The sequence below is a fragment of the Alteromonas sp. PRIM-21 genome (assembly GCF_027563165.1).
In the GTDB taxonomy this organism is placed as follows: domain Bacteria; phylum Pseudomonadota; class Gammaproteobacteria; order Enterobacterales; family Alteromonadaceae; genus Alteromonas; species Alteromonas macleodii_A.
Genome location: NZ_JADOEK010000009.1, coordinates 197618 through 218299, shown reverse-complemented (window position 1 = coordinate 218299; position 20682 = coordinate 197618). Strand labels below are relative to the sequence as shown.

Genomic DNA, 20682 nt, shown 5'->3' with positions numbered 1-20682 from the left:
CATCAACTTCCTTTAACACCCCAATGATCTGAGATTCTGTATAGCGTGATTTTTTCATAGTCGTCTCCTGCGTTAATCATTGCAGAAAACTCCAATTATGTCTGTCTCAGTTTAGGGGAAGTGGACAAAGCTATCTCCCATCTAAATACCATCTGTCGGTTGAAGAAGCTAATTGATTCTAAAACTTATGCTCACATATGCACTAGTCAATCCTCGTTTAGTTTTGGCACAAAGCTAGGTATTGAAAAGGGAATACAACACGTTAAAGAGTATGCCATAGCGGGCAAGTGCGTGTGGAATTCATCTGAACAGTCTGAAAGATATTTAGAGTTTAAATCAGGCAAAGTCAGAAAAGGGCGTAGTCGATTGGGCTCCTTCAATAAAGTATGGAGACGTGTCATCCGAGAATTTGGCTTCGCATACTTTTACTCATGCTGAGATAAAACTCTTCTACACAGAGCAATATCAATATTTAGTTGCGCTGGACTTGGCTACAGCTGAATTCATGCCTTCGAAAAGGAGCTTGTTAATCAAGATTGAAAACAGGCAAAAGGTATTTGACGACTTATTGGCGATATTTGAACACTTTGACATTGCTCTTGAATTTACTATGAAGCACATAAAAAAGGCCTTAGCAGCTAATGGTGGTTACATCTCATCGGCAATTTATATCCATTGAGCTATAGATGAAACTCAGGGAAGCTTCAGGTAAAACCGACTTGTATTAGCTTAGGCTATTTGACTACTTAACCGCAGGAATAAATCTTAATCAGTCACTCAGTAATTGTTTTAATCATTGTTATTAGTATAAAGAAAAGATCTTCTGGGGTAATGATTGTACAAGTTTTACTCTTGAATATATGGGGTTCAATCGTCAAAGCGTAGGGGTGAATAATTTGGCTCTAGGATAAAGAAAAAATCATAAATACAATGGCTTATCGATATTAAAATAGTGTTTTTTTGATATGTTTTGTGACTGTTTCGACGAGAAATGATACATTAGCTCTTGGTGTAGGAGTAACGTTATTGCTGCCATTGGCAAACGAGTGATTGAAATGGACAAGATCAAAGAGTTAGCTAAGGTATTTAGTGGAGAAACGATACTTTTTATTGGGTCAGGGGCTTCGCGGCGGTCTGGTCTGCCATTCTGGGGAGAATTAATTGAGTGGCTAAAAGAGTATTGTGCAGAACAAGGTTGCGATATCTCTACAGCGCAAATACTTATAGATAAAAAACAACTTCTTAATGCATCTTCTGAATTAACCCACCAATTGCAACAAAAAGATAAGTCATTGGCTGATTTTTTTAATGAGTATGAAAAGAACACAGTATTCCGAGATGCTGAGCCTTCGGAAGTACATCAGTTACTAGCAAAATTACCGTCTCAATTATTTATTACACCTAATTACGACTTGTTACTTGAAAAGACATTTATTCAGAACCTGGGGTTTACGATTATTCGCAGAGGGGATAAAGCAAAAATTGGCGAACTGCTTTTTGGCGAGTTACAAAGTTATGTTTTCAAGTATCACGGGTGTATCGAAAATCCAGAAGATATTGTGCTTACCTATGAGCAATACAACAAAGAAATTCATAATTATACCGACGAGCTAGATTGCCTTAAAACATTGGTCAAGACTAAAACCATCGTTTTTATAGGGGCTGGACTAGATGATCCTGATTTTAAATTTGTACGTGATGAATTAATACAGCGAAGTGGAGCGGATAGACTCAGAGTGTGGGCTTTTATAAGTGATTGCTCAGAAGAAGCAGAGTTTTATAAACGAACACATGGCATAAATTTAATCAGTTACAATAGTGAGAATAACCATGCGGATTTACTCGTAAAGCTTGAAGAGCTAGTGAAAAATATTATTGAAGTTGATAATTCGAAAAAAGCTGCCGCAAGTATAGTAATGCAGGGGAATAGTCTTACCGAAAACCAAGAAAATGGTGAGATAAAACTAAGAGAAATACTAGTAGCCGCCAATGAGGAAGTTATACCACTAGACAAGCAGATTCTTGGTTTTGTTGCATTAATGAATGTTGTATTAAAGTCTGAGTGTGATGACTTTTTAGTAGGTTATAAAGGGAACAATAAGGCTGATGTTGCTAATAGAATTGATTTCCTTATTAACAGAGAGTTGATTAAACAAACGCAACATCATCTTATGTCAGTCAAAGAAGCATATTCAGTAGAAGCGGCTATGGGTATTGAGGATGATGTGATGGCATATGTAGCGGAGCGTGAAAATGGATGATTTAAAACTTAAAACAATTCAATACTTTGCGTCCAAGCCGCACGATGATGAAAAAGCCAAAAGATTTTTGGGTAAAGTGTATGAGGAATTGCGTGAAGCAATAGTCACTCCTCAATCATATGATGTTACCAGAAGCTCTTTGGATATTTTGGAAAAATTTATTAGCCATGTTTCAGAAGATGCAATTAACGATCTGGTAATCTGCTGGAAAACGCTACATCAATCAAAAGCGTTAATTTTTGGAGATAGACATTTAGCTAAATACCGTTCAGTAGAAAGCTTATATTCAAAGATAATTAGCTTATTGGGGCTTTTACGCTACCTTGAACAAGAAACTGTCGTAAGCGTTTTACTTGAGTTTTGGGAAGAAGATAGCGCTCTCAGAAGCAATGTTGAATCTACATTAAATGAACTTGCTGAATTTAATTTATATGCAGTAGAGAAAATTGGTTTTGCACCTCAACTTGCGTTGCTTGAGACAATTAAGGCCTTTAGTCATACTGAAAGAGAGGTGCGTAGCTCATTATTTTTGCCTATATTAGAAAAATTCTTATCGACTGAAATTGAAAGCCACGAATGGAATTACAAGGTCGTTAGCATAAAATCTATGGCTATTCCTGCTATTGATGAAATAAAGGTTCTAAGGGAGGGGGCTGTTCATATATTGATCGACATGTATGAGCATGCAAATGATGTAGAACTTAAAAAAGCTCTTATTTCCAGTATGAACAATGCTTGTCGTTTATGGTCAAGGAGCAAAATCTCTGAAGATGTTATTGAAATGGTAAAGGATAACTCAATACAAGTTCTTAGATATTGGGTTTCATTGGTACCAAGTGAGCCGCTGGATATAGTTCAAAAAATTGAGCACGATGCGTTTTGGAATTACTATCATGCTGCTAATGACAAAGTTAAACAAGTAGCTCTGGAAGTTGAGTCAGCTATTGAGCTAAATGAAGAGTATCAAATCTATCGTGACTTAGTCGGCTTTGAGGGCATTTTTTTACCCTGGGAAAAGGAAAAAAGCGAAGAAGCTGAAGGGTTAAAGCCTAGAGATATAAGGAAGAAAAGAGTCGAAAAGCATATTGCTTCTCTTAATGAAGCAAATGTACAAAAGTGGATCGATCGTGTAGAAATTTATTTTCAGACAAGATCAGATGATTTAGCGACTTTTCCTGAGCTATATCGTTTTGTAGAAAAATTATCTCAGTTGTTTCCATTACAGATTCTTGACAGATTCAAACAATCAGAAATACTCAAAAAGTCAGCTGTAGTTATATTCAGGGGTATTTGGTCATCTCATTATTCAGACGATTTTAAAGTAACTATAAATCAATGGTTAGATGATGGTCTTTACTTATGGGAGTTATCAGTAGCATTTTTGAACGCAGAAGATTTAGACATTAAGCTATTAGAAAAGCTTGTTAACAAAGCTATCGAACAGCATGATTTAACTGCTCTAAATTCCTTTGTTGAAACGTTTGACGAACATAAACAACAATTATCTCCTGATTTTGTAAATGAGCAATTTGAAAAGATTTTTCAGTATCTAAATGAAAAAGAAAGCACTGGTTGGTTAAATCGAGGATGGTATAGGAGTAAGCAAGAATCCTTTATAGAGGTTTTGTCTGACACAAACCTCAATTTGCTAATTGACAATTTGGTGTTTGTTAGAAAAATTGATCATAGATTAGAAGCTGTCATGGTAGTCATTGCTGATCGAAATGAAGAAATATTGTTTGAGCTGCTAGATAAGCGACTTACTTATGAGTCAGGTCATGGGAAAGGTGATGAGGAAAGGTACGAAGGAATTCCATATACATTCCATTCACTGCGCGAAAAACTTGCTATTCACCCACATTTATTACTTCAGTTGATTATAAAACACTACAAGTATGAATGGGGGGTTTACCATTATGGTGTCGCGGGCTTGTTTAAACAGTGTTTCTCTCAATTCACACCCGATCTAATCAAAATGTTGTTTGTCGAACTTGAACCATCGAACGGTGATCAGTTAAAGGTTCTTCTAGCTATCGTTAGCAGCTATGAAGGGGATGTCTCTATTTTTCCACTGGTTAAAAGAATCCTAGTTACATGTTCATTCGACGATGAGTTATGTAGACGTATTAATAGCGCATTAATAACGTCTGGAGTTGTACATGGTGAATTTGGAATTGCGAATAACTATAAAAATAAGTTAGAAAATATTAAACCTTGGCTTGATGACAATGAGGTAAATGTAGTTAAGTTTGCTCATCAGCACATCAAGATGCTTGAGTCTATGATAGAAGATGAAGTCAAACGTGTTGAAGAACAAGTTGCTATAGAAAAACATCAATATGGTATCGAATAGTTTAAAGAGCGGTTTATATGCGGGAGCGGGACATAATTTAAGTATCAGTTATATCATGTGACCAAAAATTTGTAGCCTAATTGCTAGCTCAGACCTGATCTGACGCCGACACCAGAAAATCTGTGTAACTGTATATGCACGCGTGATGACACTTTTAAAAGGGCACCTTTGGGTGCTCCAAATATTTTTTAGCTTGGAAATATTTGCTTGCGTAAGATCTCTCAGGCTTAACCTATCGAAAAATGCCGAAAATAGTAACCCAGCCTTCTAACCCTAGAAATGGATAAGATGCATGTGCTTCGAACTGAGTAATAAGTTGGTTTATCCACACTGCAAATAGCACTTCTCCAATCAATTACCCAATATAAAATCCGGTTAATGTAACTGGTATTTACGTTCTATCTCGCCTCCCTATTTTTTGAGTTGACCTGAAGAGAAATAAGGAGCCAATAGGGGAAGATTAGGCGCTTTGAATCGACCAGACTTTACTAGACAGATTTTCGTTTGAATTCTTCTAGCTTTTCATAAGCCAGTGGAGGCATATTATTCGCTTCACCATGCTTGCGTCTAGAGTTGTAAAACATTTCGATATAATCGAATATGTCAGCTCTTGCATGTTCACGTGTATTATAAATTTTTCGCTTTATTCGCTCTCGCTCAAGTAGTTGGAAGAAGCTCTCTGCTACCGCATTGTCATGGCAGTTCCCTCGACGGCTCATGCTGGCCTTGAGATTATGTTCTGTTAAGAAGTCACTCCATTCATAACCTGTAAATTGACTACCTTGATCTGAGTGTATGAGTACCTGCTTTTTGGGCTTTCGTCGCCACACCGCAGCTAGCAGTGCTTGTGTAACAAGCTCAGATTCCATACGAGAACTCATCGACCAACCACAGCGCGAGAGTATAAGTCTAAAACGACGGCAAGGTAGAGCCAGCCTTCATGAGTGCGGATGTAGGTAATGTCAGTGACCCAGTATCTGTTCGGTTTATCTACCGTAAATTGCCTATCAAGCACGTTATCGGCAACAACAGCAGGCTTTCCACTGTAATGCCTTTTATGCTTTTTATAACCGACTTGTGCCTTTATACCTTCTAATTTCATCAGTTTAGCTACACGATGTTTGCTGCAAGCTTCACCTAAATCTTTAAGGTCACTCGTGACTTTTCTATACCCATAGACACAGCCACTTTCTAGCCAAGAATGCTTAATTAGCCCCATCAGGCGCTCGTCCTCAAGCTGTCGTTTTGACTTCGGTTTATCCACCCATGCATAAAAGCCACTTCGTTGTATAGAGAGTGCTTCACACATGAGTTTTATTGGGTAATTCTTGAGCCTGGTCTTTATGAACGCGTATTTTTCTTTGACTCGCCCGCGAAAAATACGGTGGCTTCCTTTAGAATGTCGCGTTCCATTGTTACGCGTTTGAGCTCTTTTTCTAGCTGCTTAATTCGGTCGGATTGTTCTTGAGACTGCCTATGTTCTTCACTGTCTGGACCGTAGGCTTTTATCCAGTTATACAGCGAACTGCTAGTAACTCCCAGCCTCTCAGAAACGCTTGCCACCGAATAACCTTGGTCGGTAACTTGTTTGACGGCTTGTATTTTAAATTCTTCTGTAAATCGCTGAGACATCATTTCTCCTTAGTACACATAATTATAAAGCAATTAAGTGTCTAGAGAAGTCTGGTCGATTCACAATAGCACAGGCCCTTGGCCTTGGGTAGTGTAGAAAATTTGCTGATCATTAACGTTTAGAAATTGGCCTGAGCTACGCCATTGTGAAAGTTGCACACGAAAAGCCTTATTATGTTTTTATGCTCAGCTTGCCTATTGCGAGGCTTTAGGTCTGTCGTAAGCGCGACATTTAAACTATGTCGCGCTTGTTATGTCAACTTAAACCAAAACAAATGGGCGATAGGGCGGTAACTGCATTAACTCTCGACAGGTATACAAACTGTTACCGTGGTTCCTTCACCAGGCGACGATACTAAATCAATTTCGCCATTAAATTTTTGGCGAACGAGGTTGTACAAAATATTTAAGCCCAAACCGGTGCCGCCCTTGTCACGAGCTGTTGTATAAAAAGGCTCAAACACTTTTTTATGGAATTCTTCAGGAATGCCTTTTCCATTATCGTGAACGCTTACCACAACACCTTTTTCATTTTGGCTGCAGCTAACAGTAACTTTGTTTACTTCGTTATTTAGTGAGCCGTCGAAGGCATGGCGCTGGGCGTTCGATATTAAATTCGTAAGCAACTGGGCGATAATGCCAGGGCAGGTGGTGATTACTAAATCGGGTGTTACATCTATACTAAGCTCTATTTGCTCTTTGCGAAGCATAGGTTTTAATGGGTTACAAACCCGCGGTATGTATTCATCTAGCGCGATTTCTTCAATTTCCAGCGAGGTTTGGTCGGCTGAAGTTCGCTTAAAGTCTTGAACTAAGTTTGCGGCTCGCATCAGGCTTGTTTCAGCTAACGTAAGCCCCTCAGTGCAAATCGCTTCAAAATCTTTGAAACCCTCTTCTGTTAATTCACCATCTTCGAAGTCTCGATAAATCTCTTTCAGTTCTTCTTTGCAGTTACTTACGGAGGTAAGCGCAATGCCTAACGGCGTATTAACTTCATGGGCTATGCCGGCTACAAGGTTACCCAAGGCGGCCATTTTTTCTGATTCAACAAGCTTTTCTTGGGCAGCCTCAAGTTCGGCAGTGCGATCTTTTACTTTTTGCTCTAGATTCTGGTTAGCTTCTATAAGCTGTTGCTCATAGTCAGCCCGTTCGTTAGCACTTACCGCCCGCCCGTAAAGATCGGCAAGGGAAGCCGCAAATACCATTTCATCGTCAAGCCATTCACGAGCTTTGCCTTGGTGTTCACAGCAGATTATTCCTATCATCTTACCGCGGTGGCGAATAGGGACGTCCAGCATAGAACTTATGCCCAGTGGTGTAAGATATACTTCAGCAAATTCAAATGTCGCAACATCGGTTAGCGCGTCATGAGCGGCGATTGTTCTACCTGAATCAAGCGCTTCAAAGTAATGTGGAAAATCCCTTCGAGTTAGCACTAAACTCTCGTTATCAAGATCATTGCCTTTGTCTATAAGCAATGTGCACTGCACAAGAGTTTGGTGTTCATCATATAACCAAATCCCTGCTCGAGTAATCTTCAAGCCTTCACACACAGAGTTGATAATTAGCCTAGACGCCACGTCTAGTTCACCTTTATCAATATCTGGGCTTCGGCTAACGCGTAGTAAAATTAACTCTAGGTTTTCTTTCATTCATCTTCGTCCGGTTCTGTGGCACGGATCTCAAGTATTCTATCGAAGTGCTCTAGCATTATGTGGGTGATTAACGGGTCGAATTGTTTTCCTGCGTTTTCTTCAAGGTAAGCTTTTACCTCGTCAACGCTCCATGCGGGTTTATAGCAACGTTTAGAAAGCAGGGCATCCACCACGTCAACAATAGCCATGATACGCCCTTCAACAGGGATGTTGTCTCCGGCAAGCCCGTCAGGGTAGCCTTTACCGTCCCATCTTTCGTGGTGGGTCTTGGCAATAATAGCGCCCATTTTGGCAACGATGCGATCAGAGTCGGCAAGCAGTTCATAGCCCTTTTGCGCGTGGGTTTTCATTATTTCCCATTCATCAGGGTCAAGCTTTCCAGGCTTGTGTAAAATAGATTCTGGTATGCTGATTTTGCCCACATCGTGAAGGGCAGCAGAGTAGCGAATGGTATCTATGAACTCTCTGCTCATGTGCAGCTTTTCTGCTAGAAACTCTGTCATTAATATAACGCGTCTAACGTGGCCGCCGGTTTCCTTGCTACGCATTTCGATAGCGTCGCTTAGCACCATGATGAGTTCTTTCTGTGTTTTTTGTATATCTTCTTTCTGCGTGAGATTCTGGAAAATAACCGCTACATTGGATGCAAACATTTCCAGCGTTTTTCTTTGCATTGCATCTAAAGGTTGGTCTAGCTTTACATACAAAATATTGTGGCTATCTTCACCTGTGGGGTAATAACCGATAAATACTTTATCGCTTTGGTAGTGCGATTTATTCGCCAGTACCTGTTTAACCTCTTCTTCAATGTCTTCTGGTATACGCGTTGAGATACCCGGTTCACATAAACCAACAAGGTCTCCGCTTGCCCCTAATACGGTCATACTCGTATCGCCATACAAATCGGTATGCTGAGTGGACAGATATAACACTGAGTTGTTTAAGTTGAGAAGGGTAAGCGTTTGTTTCAGCACGGCAGTACCGAATTGAGCCAGCGACTGACTTGCCAGTACAGATGAGGATGACTTTAAGACCTCTTCCATACCACGCTTACCTTGCTCTATGGTTTGTATATCACGATAAGAGCGAATTGCTGTATAAACGCATGATTTAAGCTTTAGTGAAGAAAGCTCTGTCTTGGCTTTATAGTCATTTATGTCATACCGTCTAATCACATCCTCTTCAGGCGCTTGCCCGGGCTGGCCAGTCCTTAGTATTAGTCGAGTAACGTGGTTTTTAAGATCGTTGCGAATAGCATCTACCAGTTTCAATCCAGCGTCGTCGGTTTCCATCACTACGTCAACAAACGCAAGGGCAATGTCAGGGTTAGCTTTGAATAGCGCTAAACCTTCTTCGCCACTATGAGCAGATAAAAACTCTACGCCACGCTTCTCAAAATGGAATTTGCGTAGCGTGAGTTTGGTAACCTCATGAACGCCTTCTTCATCATCAATAATGGCAATTTTCCACGGCGCTAAACGCGGGGTATTTTGTTCAGTTTTAGACTTTTTGAATAACGACATACACAGTGCAGTGAACGATTAGATACCCTAAACGTAAGCCACAATTTTCATTCTCGCAAATCTGTGAATAAACTTTTGTTCTAAAGTTGAATGCCGTTGATTTGTTAAGGAAAGCGATTGTTATTGCTGACTCATTTCGTGTTCTGAATGGAAGTGAGTAAATGAAATTTTTTCAATATTTCTATATATATCTATAAGAACAATCAATCTTAATAAGCTTTCCTGCCTATTGAAGAGTCACTTCCCCGTGTTTACTCTAAATTAACAATTTGAATAACCGCGTTTAAGGAAGTGTATGAATTTTGCAGAGTTTGCAGCATCAAGAAAAAGTGTTCGAGGGTTCACCAAACAGCCCGTTACTAAGGAAACGGTGGACGCCATTATTAACGCAGCGAAGTGGGCGCCATCATCATATAACACGCAAACTTGGAAAATTCATGCGGTGGCTGGTGATGTTTTAGATAAAATTCGCGAGGGTAATACCAAGAATACGTTAGAAGGCAAGCCTCACGTTCGAGATTTTCCCTACAAAGAAGACTATGAGGGTATACATCGTCGACGCCAAATAGATGTAGCGATTCAGTTGTTTGACGTAATGGGTATCGCGCGTGAAGATAAAGAGAAGCGCATGGATTGGATGATGCGAGGTTTTAGACAATTTGATGCGCCTGTATCTTTGGTGCTGACGTATGATAAATCTCTGGAGCCTGCTGGTATAACGCAGTTTGGCTTAGGATCTTTAGCGTATGGTATCGTACTGGCGGCGTGGGATTTAGGTCTGGGTTGCGTTATCAATGGCCAAGGTATTATGCAGTCTGACGTAGTACATAAGTACGCTAATATCCCTGATGACGAAGCCATTATGATTTGTATTGCGCTAGGTTACCCAGACCCAGATTTTCCCGCAAACGATGTTCGCTCTACTCGTGCTGACAACGAAGAGTTTGTGACTTATCACGGGTTTTAGCCTATTAAACTTATGCTTTGCTTTTTTGATAGCGTAACGGTTGTGCCCTTCTTTAAGAAACACTAGGCTGGGCTACGCAACGCACTAACAAAGGAGCAAGCGAGGTGAAATTCTTAGTTTTTCTCGGCACCGTACGTGACAGCACGCCCCCTAGACCAGCAAGGTTAGGCCTTCGAGTCGCAAAAGCGATAATGAATTGGGCCAAAGATAATATGGCTGAACATGAGTTTGAGCTGATTGACCCTTTAGATTATTCAACCGGTGAAGTATTCAAACCTCATTTTGCGTACGCGCAAGGAAAAGCTCCCGAGGCGCTATCTACTCTTGCCGAGAAAATAGAGGCGGCTGATGGCTATGTGATGGTAAGCCCTGAGTACAACCATTCGATGAGTCCAGCGTTGGCGGATTTACTTAACCACTTTGGTAGTTCTTTATATTCATTCAAGCCCAGCGTTATTGCCACTTATTCAGCAGGGCAGTGGGGCGGAATGCGCGCTGCAGTCGCAATGAGAACTTTTCTATCTGAACTGGGGTGTCTTCCTGTTTCAGCAATGATCCACGTGCCTCATGCGCAAGATGCGTTTGATGAGAGTGGGGTAGCTGATAGTGAACAAGAAGATAATTGGCGAACCTACTTTGGTCGTGCGCTTAGCCAAATGCTCTGGTGGGCTGAAGCTACGTCAAATCACCGCCAAGAAAAAGATCCGTTTGAAACCTCAAAAGCTTTTAAAGCATCGCCAACTCAAAGAAATATTAAGTAGGAGCAAACTAAGCGCAAACGAAAAAGGCAGCATGGCTTAAAGCCTATGCTGCCGTTATTTCTACTTATTACCTTTCATCTGATGGAGCGTAACGCTCCAACCAATGAGCGTAAGGCGCAGGCATTACCCATGACGGTTTCTCAACGCCTAACTGTTTTGCTGCATAGTACGTCCAATGTGGGTTAGTAAGGTGCATTCTACCTACCATAACAACGTCAAGCTGTTGGTTTTCGATAGTCTCGTTAGCAAGCTCTGGTGTGTCTACACCCCAAGCCGTTGCAACAGGTATATCAGCTTCGTCTCGTACGCGTTTTGCAACAGGCGCTAAGAAAGCGGGGCCCCACGGAATATTCGCCTCAGGGGTATTGAAGCCCACGCTAACACTTACAAAATCAGCACCAATTTCTTTAAACTGTTTAATGAGTTCGATAGATTCGCTTAGCGTTTGCTCGTCTTCACCATCGTATTCAATAACGCCAAAACGCACAGTCAGCGGTAGGTTTTCTGGCCAAACTTCACGCACTGCGCCTAGTGTTTCAAGCAAGAAGCGTCCGCGACCTTGTGCGTCACCGCCGTATTCATCTGTACGCTTGTTCGCGTGTTTCGAGAAAAAGCTTTGGGCCAGATAACCGTGAGCAAAGTGTAGCTCAAGCCATTCGAAGCCAGCTTCAAGTGCACGCTCGGCGCCTTTAACAAAGTCAGCCTTAACACGTTCAATGTCGGCCTTGGTCATTTCGGTAGGTGTTACCGGAAGATGCGCGCCAAACGCTTCTGCAGATGGGCCAATAGGTTGCCAACCGTTTTCTTCACTTGGCTGAATGTGATCGTCGCCTTCCCAAGGACGGTTAGCGCTAGCTTTTCGTCCTGCATGAGCAATTTGAATACCTGCAACCGCGCCTTGGCTTTTAATGCGCTCTGCGATGTTTTTAAGGCCACTGACGTGTTCGTCTTTCCAAATGCCTAAGCAATTTGGCGTAATACGACCTTCCGGAGAAACTGCGGTAGCTTCGACGATTACAAGTCCTGCGCCACCACGGGCGAACGACTGATAGTTTGCTTCATGCCACTGGTTGGTAAAGCCGTCTTCTGCCGAATATTGGCACATAGGAGGTACAGCAATACGATTGCGAAGCGTGACGTCTTTTAACGAAAACTGTTCAAATAGTGCAGTCATATTTCTCTCTAATTAGGATAAGAATAAAAAGTACCCAGACTATGCTGGGTACTTAAATGTTGAAAAAGCATATGCGCATAGCGTCATATGCAACCAGGCTTATGCTGCGAGGGTTAAAATTTCGCGGGCTTTTGCCAGGTCGATATCGCCATGCTCACCAAGCGCTGTTAATCCGTTGCGCTCTAAGTTGTCGATAAGCCCATCAATTGCAGACTTTTCAATGTCGTAGTCTGATAGGCGGGTTTTTACCTGCATGGTTTCGAAAAAGTCTTGTACAGCCTTAATGGTCAAGTCGATGGCTTTTTCTTTGTCATCTTCTTGAATACCGAAGACGCGCTCGCCTAGCTGCAGTATTTTTTCCTGCTTCTTGTCGCGCTGCACGAACATAAGCGAAGGCAACACAATAGCTAACGTTGCGGCGTGATCTAAACCGTGTAAGGCCGTTAGTTCGTGGCCAATCATGTGAGTACCCCAGTCTTGTGGTACGCCTTTTCCAATAAGGCCATTAAGTGCCATAGTTGCTGACCACATCACATTTGCACGTACGTCGTAGTCTTCAGGTGTTGCTAAGGCTTTAGGGCCTTCTTGAATTAAGGTTTGTAAAATACCTTCTGCAAAACGGTCTTGAAGCGGCGCATTGACTGGGTATGTTAGGTACTGCTCGATTACGTGAACAAATGCATCAACTACACCGTTAGAAACTTGGCGAGGCGGTAGTGAATATGTGAATTCCGGGTCAAGTACAGCAAATACTGGCTGTACCGTTTCCGATGAAAAAGCGCGCTTCTGTGAAGTTTCCTTTCTGTTTACTACCGAGTTGCCGTTGCTCTCAGAGCCTGTTGCAGGCAGTGTAAGCACTGCGCCAATAGGTAGTGGATTTTCGAAAGATGCACCCTTGATTAATATATCCCATGGGTCTCCTTCAAAGTTTACTGCCGCAGCCACAAATTTTGCGCCGTCGATAACACTTCCGCCGCCTACAGCAAGAATGAAGTTAACGTCATTTTCACGGGCCACATTCACCGCTTTCATCAATGTTTCGAATTCTGGGTTTGGTTCAACGCCTTGAAATTCAATAACGTCAGCGCCTTCCAGCGCGGCATTTACTTTATCGTAAATACCATTTTTCTTAATTGAGCCGCCACCATACAGGAAGAGGACTTTTGCTTGTTCCGGCAAACGTGAAGACACTTCACTTAGTTGACCCTTGCCGAACAAAATTTCGGTTTGATTTTTAAATGTAAAATTAAGCATCGTGTTGCCTGTCCTTAATTAGTTTGTGAATTTAGCTGTTGTAATAACTTCTCAGCTAGCAGTTCGTCAGAGAATGGGTTTTGGCCAGTAATAAGTTCACGGTCTACTACTACATTTGGCGCCCACATTTCTTTGTATTCCATATTTCCACCCGCTTGCGCCATGGCATCTGCTGGGTAGTATAATAGCTTTGCATCATCTAAAGTGCTTTCAAAATACTCTTCTTCTGGTGTAGAGAAGATTGTCATTTTGTAGCCTTCATAAATCCAATTGTCAGATGTGGCTTGCTCGTCTGTTTTCAATGCCAGCTCAAATGCCTTTGGGTTAGATTGCCCAGAAAGTAAGGCGATTGGGCCATGGCAAATTGCGGCAGTAGGTTTTCCTTCATTGTGAAAGTGAGACAAAATCTTGCCCACTTGAGGGTTGTTTGCTAAATCGATAAGCGGAGCATGCCCACCTGGGATAAATACACCCTCAAACTCATCAAGCCCTTGTGCGATAACTTCATTTAATGACAATGTGTCATTAATTCCATCTATTGATGCAACAAATGTTTGAATATATCGCATTTGCGATTCGCCGCCATCAAAGTACTGTGGAATAACAGACTTTTTATCTACCGCTGGCGCATTGCCTTTAGGTGTTGCTAGTACTAGCTTGTAGCCCGCATCTACCAAAGCTTTAGCTGGCACGCCAAACTCGTTGAGGTAGTAACCGGTAGGTTCTGTCTTCCCTTCTGCAAGCTGCATTACATTTTCGCTTGAAAGTAGAACAAGCACTTCGCCTTTACTGGCTTTTGCCGACTGAGCGTCTGCAGCATACGCTGACTGTGATAACCCAGCGATGATGGCGAGTGATAGAATTGATGATGATTTTTTCATGTGCTTTTCCTGTCGCATTTGAAAGTGCAAGCATCTTAGAGTTATTGGTTTAAAAGCAGAAGTCAGATAAATTATGATGAGTCATCAAAAATCTGATGGGTGGAGAATTATGTCGTACCTAACACAGCTAAAAACTTTTGTAGAAGTCTATCGAAGCGGCAACATCACACGCGCCGCAGCAAGGCTTCATATGTCTCAGCCAGCAGTAACTTCACATATTCAGGCAATGGAGCATATTGTCGGTAAAGAGTTGTTTGTACGAAAAGCCCGGGGCGTTGAACCTACAGCCATTGCCGATGACTTAGCGCTACAAGTAGCCAGTCATATAGATACATTAGAACAAAAAGTAGCGTCTATCCGAAGCCGCGCTTCTACCGACCACGGTACCCTGCACTTAGCTGGCCCCGCAGAATATTTAAGCTTTGTTGCGGGCCCCGCGTTGGCAAACTTGCTTCAAGCAGACAAAGTAAATTTGGTTATCCATACAGGTAATAAAAATAACACTTATCAACTGTTAGAAGATGATGTTGCTGAACTTGCTATCACCGCCTCTGAACCAACTGATGGCATGTACGAATATCAGATGTTAGATAAAGAACGTTTAATTTTGGTCATGAACCGGGTTCAAGGTAAATTACTTGGTGGCAAAGAGATTACAGCGTCGTTACTGAATCAACACAAGGTAGTAAGCTATGACGAGCAACTTCCGCTTATTCGCCGTTATTTTTCAGAAGTATTTAACGCGCCCTGCGAGTCACCTGTGGCAGCGATATGCCCAGATATTCGCGCAATCAGCAGCATACTTAAAGCTGGAATAGGGTACTCTGTTCTTCCCGATTACCTGTGCAAGGAAGCAATAGCTAAGGGTGAACTTATTCCACTTGGAAGGAGTGGGCCTGAAAACGAGATTTACTTGGTATGGAAGAAAGGTGCGCTGCGACATCCTAGAGTAGACTTTGCGAAAGATGTGATAATGGCATTTGCCAATATTAATTATCTAGCCAGTTACCCAGGCTAACTTGCAGATGCAGTGCAACACGCAGAAAAGTGTGTCGCACTGTGACTAAAATAAGCTTTTTAGAGGTGGGCAGTTTAAAACGTGCCAACAACCTTTACTTGGCTGTCAACTTTGCTCTCATCGACAAATCCAATTGTATTTGGATTTGTCGCAACTAATTTCAACATTTCGTCTTCCGATGCAATCATCTCAGGTGGTGTACCGCGACCAGTAAAAACTAGCTTCGACCAAAATGCAGAATATTGTGATTCCGATTTTCCTAACACGCTGTTATTAAATGCATCTCTCGCTGCATTGCCTTGCTCGAACGTGAGTGGAATGGCGCGGTTGCCATCTGGAAATGCCTTCACTTTTCCCAGGTAAATCTTTTTCACTGTTTCGATATCTATACCTGAATTGTTGTTAGCATTTACAATCACAGCAGTGCCCGCATAAAGTGGTGCCGATAAAATTAAAAACAGGGCTGCAATTATCTTCATTGGTATTACCTTTAGTCCTTTCTCTGTCAGCTAAATTGCTACGTTAATACACTGCAGAGACATTATTGTGAAAGGGCACATCACCCTCTTTGAAGTATAACCAAGATTTGTGATTTGTCGCACTTCAACAAAAGGTGAAATTTAAAAAAAGGAAATCAAGTAACGTTATGGCAAAACCCAATGCAAAAGGGCCGGTAAGAACCGTTCAAATATTTTGTGCCAAATGCAAATTCCAACTACTTAAATACCGAAAAGGTGGCAAGGGGGCTTTGGTGAAATGCTTTAAGGAGCGGATTGTCGAAGACTACACTAATGAAGAGGGGATTTGTCCCTCATGTAATGTTCAGTTTGCCAGAGACACAATAATACGTGGTGCTCCCGCGCTTAAGGTTGTTGGTGGTAAAGTGCATATGAAGTGAAAGCGTGTGAAGCGGGCGCACGTTTAACGTGCATTCCAAATGTAACATGCACCGCTTTGCAACACGAAAATGTTTCAGAACTGAAACAACTTAGTAATGTTACAAATCAACTTTCCCTGTACCAAGGTTCAGTCGAGTTAATCAACAAATAAACTTATTTTAAACGTGTAACTTATTGAAACATAAATAGTGTTACGTTTTTATTATTATTTTTGTTAAGTGCTTGCTGTAAATACGTATGTATAAGAATTTATACCTTCCTTATACAAAAAAGCGGAAAGCAAAATGATTAATGAGGGTAACACACAAAAGTATAAGCTGAGTAAATCAGCTAAAGTCGTAAACGCGTTGTTGGCAGGGGCATTGTCACTGGGCGTAGTATCACTTAATGCTTCGGCCGATACGGTTTGGCAGGAAGATTTTGAATCCAGTGAATTGCAAGGAAAGGGGGCAACTGGTTCTAATCCTGATGGAGCCGTTCTAAGCCTCGACGGAGTAGAGCGTTGGTCAATTGACGTTTCCGCAGGCGCGTTAACTGCAACTACAGATTGGTTTCGCGTTGAGAACGGCGCTATGCAAGCCCGTGATGTGGATGGCGAAGTAGTTTGGTTGAGTGAATCAATCGATATTGCTAGTGCCGGTGAAGTCACTATTAACGCAGCACTTTCTCAAAGTGGTACGTTTGAAGCGGCAGATTACGTCGATGTATTTTACTCACTAGACGGCGGTGCTTTCGAGCTTATAACGCTAAACGAAGGAGCATCAAATACCGTTCAGGATGATTTCGGTAGTGCCACGGTAAATGAAACCATTGGAAGTGGTAGCACCTTAGTATTAAAAGTTGCCATGGCGAACAATGCTGGCTCTGAGTACCTAAATTTAGACAGTATTTCGGTAAGCGGTGATGGTGCCACCGGTGGTGGTGACAACGGCGATGGCGGTGATAACCCCGATAATGGTGGTGAACCTTCTGACGAACTCCTTTTCTTAAGCGGTACTTGCTTTAACTGCCCGGATTTAGAGGCAATTAACTTAACAAGTAATTTCGATGCATCAGACTACTACGCTGCTTTAGATACCGCTATCGCTAACGGCGATAGCGCACAAACACTGAAAGAAACAACACACAACATCATTGAAAACGGTCATCGCACATTATCCTACTCTGAGGTGTGGACTGCGCTTACCTATACTGATGAAGACCCTTCAAATACTGACAATGTTATCCTGTTTTATAAAGGGATATCACAAGGCAAGTTTACCAACGGAAGCGGTAGCCAAAGCACTAATCAAGAAAACTGGAACCGCGAACACGTCTGGGCGAAAAGTCATGGTTTTTCCAGCTCAAGCTTAACGGCATACAGCGATATTCTTCATCTTCGCCCTACAGACATTTCAGTAAATAGCTCTCGCGGTAATTTAGACTTTGATTTCAGCGATAGCGCACTTGCCGAAGCGCCTGAAAACCGCATTGATAGCGATTCTTTCGAACCGCGCGATGCAGTGAAAGGCGACGTTGCTCGCTCTATGCTTTATATGGATGTGCGTTACGATGGTAACACTGCAGGTGATACCGAAGAAGATTTAGTATTGCTAAACCGCTTAACCTCTACCGACGAAGCAGCATTTGGCAAGCTTTGTGTGCTGCTTCAGTGGCATGAGAGCGATCCAGTGGATGAATTTGAGCGTCGCCGTAACGAGCGTGTGTTTGAATTCCAAGGAAACCGTAACCCGTTTATTGACAAGCCTGAACTTGCTTCACTTATTTATAACGAAAGCTGCGACGGCACAGGCGGTGATACCGGCGGTGACACAGGTGGTGATACGGGCGGTGATACCGGTGGTGACACAGGCGGCGATACCGGTGGTGATACTGGGCCGTCAACCAATAGCATTTATATCTCAGAGTATATTGAGGGTGGTAGCTTTAACAAAGCGATAGAGCTTTTTAATAGCTCGACTCAGCCTGTGAGCTTGTCTGGCTATGAGTTAGTTTTACTTTCAAACGGTGATACTGCCGACGCTGACCGTAAAGTACTAGCGCTTGAGGGCGAAATTCCTGCAGGTGGCGTAGCTACATTCGCTCACGCCCAAGCCGATGCTTTACTTACAACTGGTTCTACACTCAGCAGTTTTGTAATGAACTTCAACGGCGATGATTACGTTGAGCTTGTCTACAACGGGCAAGTAGTAGATGCGCTGGGTACTTTTGGAGTTGATACTGATTGGGGTAAAGACGTTACGTTAGTACGTAAGAGTTCAGTTACAAGCGGAAACCCTAACCGCAACCCTGCTTTTACCACTGATGAATGGGATAGCTTTGCAAAAGATACGCTAAGTAATTTTGGTTCTCACAACGGTTCAGTAAGTGAGCCAACCGACCCAACAGACCCGACGGATCCTACAGACCCAACAGATCCAATTGCTGAAGTGGTACTTATCAGCGCAATTCAAGGTGATGGTGAAGAATCAGCGCTTGTCGGCACGGATGTTATTGTTGAAGCAGTAGTCACCAAAGTAGTACCTGCCATGAGCGGTTTCTTTGTTCAGGAAGAAGCAAGTGATTCAGACGGTAATACGGCAACATCTGAAGGTATATTTGTTTACGCAGGCTCATTTAGCTTGCCGGAAGCAGGCGATGCGGTGCGTTTGCAAGGTACAGTAGGTGAGCGCTTTGGCGTAACTCAGTTAGCCTTATCTACAGAACTTGAGGTTACGGGTGTAGGTGGTAATGTGCTTTACACACCTGTTGCTATGCCATTTAGCCTTGATACTGATTTAGAAGCGCTAGAGGGCATGCATGTTAGTTTTGAGCAAACCCTTAAAGTTTCTGATATCTACAATCTAGGGCGCTACGGGCAATTTAACGTGTCGTCTGAACGCTTAATGATACCTACAAACCAGTTTGTAGCGGGTTCACAAGAAGCGTTGGCACTAGCCGAAATTAATGCACGAAATACCTTATTGGTTGATGACGGAGAAACCTCACAGAATTTGGATGATATTCCTTTCCCTGTAGGTGGTTTATCACACAACAACCCACTGCGTTTGGGTGACAGTGTAGAGGCGCTTGAAGGTGTATTGCATTATGCTTTTGGTGCTTACAACCTCATCCCTGTTGGTGATATTCAAACCGTGCGCACTAATCCACGAATTGCTGCACCACAGCTAAATGCTATCGGTGATGTAAAAGTGGCTAGCTTTAATGTGCTTAACTACTTCAATGGCCCGGAATTCCCCACATCTCGTGGCGCAGATTCAGTTGCTGAATTCGAACGTCAGAAAGCGAAAACCATTGCGGCTATTGTAGCGATGAATGCCGATGTACTTGGCTTGGTTGAAATTGAAAACGATGGTTATAGCGGTGATTCAGCTATTGCGACATTAGTTGAAAGCGTCAACGCTGAACTGGGCAGCGATGAGTACGACTATGTTGCATTAGAGTCTCAACTAGGCGGCGATGAAATTGCTGTAGGTATTATCTATAAGCCTGCTGTAGTTTCGTTACAGGGTAACCCTGTGACTTCATCTGACGCACCATTTGACGATGGTAACCGTCAACCTTTACTACAAAGCTTTATCGTGAACAGTAATGGCGAAGACTTTACCTTAGCGATAAACCACTTTAAGTCGAAAAGTTGTGGTGACGCGACAGGCAACAACGCAGATTCAGGAGACGGTCAAGGGTGTTGGAACGAACTGCGTACCCAAGCAGCACAAGGCCTAATTTCACTTGTTGAGCAAAATAGTGATGTCTTGTCTGATCGCGTTGTCGTAATGGGTGATTTAAATGCCTATGCGAAAGAAGAGCCTATCCTTGCGCTTGAAGAGGCTGGCTACAGCAACTTGGTTAACTTCTTCGATGGCGACAGCGCTTATTCGTATAGCTTCGGCGGCGAAGTAGGTTACTTAGATCACGCTTTATCAAGCCCATCGTTAACGGAGTATGTGGTAGATGCAACGGTATGGCACATTAATGCCGATGAACCTCGCGTGTTCGACTATAACGTTGAATATAAGACTGAAACTCAGCTTTCTAGTTACTACCGCGCCGATGCGTATCGCTCGTCAGATCACGACCCAGTAGTGGTAGTGCTTAACTTCCCGGAAGAAGTAACAGTGGGAGATTTAGATGGAGATAACGATGTGGATTACAACGATATCATGGCCTTCTATCAACTGTTTTTACAAGGGCAAGCGACGGGTGAAAACTACGATTTCAACGGCGACGGTCAAATTAGCTTCTTCGATATTCAGGCATTAATGGCGATGTGTACACGCGCTAACTGTGCAATTTAATTTTAG

Annotated in this window: 14 protein-coding genes and 1 pseudogene; 8 read left to right on the top strand and 7 right to left on the bottom strand. The window is 42.5% G+C overall.

The window, feature by feature from the left end; translation table 11 throughout:
* Positions 1-394 precede the first annotated feature (394 nt).
* The 3 genes from IW644_RS14040 (at position 395) to IW644_RS14030 (ending at position 4614) form a co-directional block, all read left to right on the top strand.
* Entirely contained in the window at positions 395-679 is a 285-nt protein-coding gene (locus IW644_RS14040; RefSeq protein WP_269918128.1) for a hypothetical protein, read from the top strand.
* 376 nt (positions 680-1055) lie between these two features.
* The gene (locus IW644_RS14035) at positions 1056-2261 is read left to right on the top strand and encodes an SIR2 family protein (RefSeq protein ID WP_269918127.1); all 1206 of its coding nucleotides are present in this window, start codon (positions 1056-1058) and stop codon (positions 2259-2261) included.
* Positions 2254-4614 carry a hypothetical protein gene (locus IW644_RS14030; RefSeq protein ID WP_269918126.1) on the top strand — a complete coding sequence of 787 codons (2361 nt, stop codon included), beginning with the start codon at positions 2254-2256 and terminating at the stop codon, positions 4612-4614. Before IW644_RS14035 ends, IW644_RS14030 begins: the two co-directional genes overlap by 8 nt.
* 488 nt (positions 4615-5102) lie before the next feature.
* Here IW644_RS14030 and IW644_RS14025 read toward each other — a convergent pair.
* The 3 genes and pseudogenes from IW644_RS14025 to IW644_RS14015 form a co-directional block, all read right to left on the bottom strand.
* Positions 5103-6249, bottom strand: a pseudogene (locus IW644_RS14025) (IS3 family transposase).
* A 296-nt stretch (positions 6250-6545) separates the two neighbouring features.
* Positions 6546-7898 (bottom strand): sensor histidine kinase, encoded by a 1353-nt coding sequence (locus IW644_RS14020; protein ID WP_269918125.1) that lies wholly within the window; start codon positions 7896-7898, stop codon positions 6546-6548.
* The gene (locus IW644_RS14015; RefSeq protein ID WP_269918124.1) at positions 7895-9424 is read right to left on the bottom strand and encodes a DUF3369 domain-containing protein; all 1530 of its coding nucleotides are present in this window, start codon (positions 9422-9424) and stop codon (positions 7895-7897) included. The genes IW644_RS14020 and IW644_RS14015 overlap by 4 nt, the downstream gene beginning before the upstream one ends.
* Before the next feature lie 295 nt (positions 9425-9719).
* On the opposite strand from IW644_RS14015, the gene IW644_RS14010 reads away from it, so the two are divergent.
* On the top strand, positions 9720-10391 hold the full coding sequence (locus tag IW644_RS14010) for a nitroreductase (protein ID WP_269918123.1): 672 nt from the start codon (positions 9720-9722) through the stop codon (positions 10389-10391).
* 104 nt (positions 10392-10495) lie between these two features.
* Positions 10496-11152, top strand: a complete 657-nt coding sequence (locus IW644_RS14005; RefSeq protein WP_269918122.1) for an NADPH-dependent FMN reductase — start codon at positions 10496-10498, stop codon at positions 11150-11152.
* Between the two features lie 67 nt (positions 11153-11219).
* On the opposite strand, the gene IW644_RS14000 is transcribed toward IW644_RS14005, so the two are convergent.
* The 3 genes from IW644_RS14000 to IW644_RS13990 all read right to left on the bottom strand — a co-directional run bounded on the left by IW644_RS14000 (position 11220) and on the right by IW644_RS13990 (position 14461).
* Positions 11220-12326, bottom strand: a complete 1107-nt coding sequence (locus IW644_RS14000; RefSeq protein WP_269918121.1) for an NADH:flavin oxidoreductase/NADH oxidase — start codon at positions 12324-12326, stop codon at positions 11220-11222.
* 99 nt (positions 12327-12425) lie between these two features.
* Positions 12426-13580, bottom strand: coding sequence for an iron-containing alcohol dehydrogenase (locus IW644_RS13995; protein WP_269918120.1), 1155 nt, complete (start codon positions 13578-13580; stop codon positions 12426-12428).
* A 14-nt stretch (positions 13581-13594) separates the two neighbouring features.
* Positions 13595-14461: a type 1 glutamine amidotransferase domain-containing protein gene (locus IW644_RS13990; RefSeq protein ID WP_269918119.1), complete on the bottom strand. Its 867-nt coding sequence runs from the start codon at positions 14459-14461 to the stop codon at positions 13595-13597.
* A gap of 109 nt (positions 14462-14570) precedes the next feature.
* Between IW644_RS13990 and IW644_RS13985 the strand changes: the two genes are divergently transcribed.
* Complete coding sequence (locus IW644_RS13985) at positions 14571-15479, top strand: LysR family transcriptional regulator (RefSeq protein ID WP_269918118.1); 909 nt, start codon at positions 14571-14573, stop codon at positions 15477-15479.
* Between the two features lie 74 nt (positions 15480-15553).
* Here the strand turns inward: IW644_RS13985 and IW644_RS13980 are convergent, their stop codons facing one another.
* Positions 15554-15958, bottom strand: coding sequence for a phosphate ABC transporter substrate-binding protein (locus IW644_RS13980; protein ID WP_269918117.1), 405 nt, complete (start codon positions 15956-15958; stop codon positions 15554-15556).
* A gap of 167 nt (positions 15959-16125) precedes the next feature.
* Between IW644_RS13980 and IW644_RS13975 the strand changes: the two genes are divergently transcribed.
* Both IW644_RS13975 and IW644_RS13970 read left to right on the top strand, forming a co-directional pair.
* Positions 16126-16377, top strand: coding sequence for a hypothetical protein (locus tag IW644_RS13975; RefSeq protein WP_269918116.1), 252 nt, complete (start codon positions 16126-16128; stop codon positions 16375-16377).
* Positions 16378-16662: 285 nt separating this feature from the next.
* Entirely contained in the window at positions 16663-20676 is a 4014-nt protein-coding gene (locus IW644_RS13970) for an ExeM/NucH family extracellular endonuclease (RefSeq protein WP_269918115.1), read from the top strand.
* The last annotated feature ends 6 nt before the right edge of the window (positions 20677-20682 follow it).

Excerpts from the sequence above, each read along its gene's own strand:
- IW644_RS13980 (WP_269918117.1), bottom strand. The coding sequence starts at position 15,958 with ATGAAGATAATTGCAGCCCTGTTTTTAATTTTATCGGCACCACTTTAT.
- IW644_RS14000 (WP_269918121.1), bottom strand. The coding sequence starts at position 12,326 with ATGACTGCACTATTTGAACAGTTTTCGTTAAAAGACGTCACGCTTCGC.
- IW644_RS14010 (WP_269918123.1), top strand. The coding sequence starts at position 9,720 with ATGAATTTTGCAGAGTTTGCAGCATCAAGAAAAAGTGTTCGAGGGTTC.
- IW644_RS14020 (WP_269918125.1), bottom strand. The coding sequence starts at position 7,898 with ATGAAAGAAAACCTAGAGTTAATTTTACTACGCGTTAGCCGAAGCCCA.
- IW644_RS13995 (WP_269918120.1), bottom strand. The coding sequence starts at position 13,580 with ATGCTTAATTTTACATTTAAAAATCAAACCGAAATTTTGTTCGGCAAG.
- IW644_RS13990 (WP_269918119.1), bottom strand. The coding sequence starts at position 14,461 with ATGAAAAAATCATCATCAATTCTATCACTCGCCATCATCGCTGGGTTA.
- IW644_RS14015 (WP_269918124.1), bottom strand. The coding sequence starts at position 9,424 with ATGTCGTTATTCAAAAAGTCTAAAACTGAACAAAATACCCCGCGTTTA.
- IW644_RS13970 (WP_269918115.1), top strand. The coding sequence starts at position 16,663 with ATGATTAATGAGGGTAACACACAAAAGTATAAGCTGAGTAAATCAGCT.
- IW644_RS13975 (WP_269918116.1), top strand. The coding sequence starts at position 16,126 with ATGGCAAAACCCAATGCAAAAGGGCCGGTAAGAACCGTTCAAATATTT.
- IW644_RS14035 (WP_269918127.1), top strand. The coding sequence starts at position 1,056 with ATGGACAAGATCAAAGAGTTAGCTAAGGTATTTAGTGGAGAAACGATA.
- IW644_RS14030 (WP_269918126.1), top strand. The coding sequence starts at position 2,254 with ATGGATGATTTAAAACTTAAAACAATTCAATACTTTGCGTCCAAGCCG.
- IW644_RS13985 (WP_269918118.1), top strand. The coding sequence starts at position 14,571 with ATGTCGTACCTAACACAGCTAAAAACTTTTGTAGAAGTCTATCGAAGC.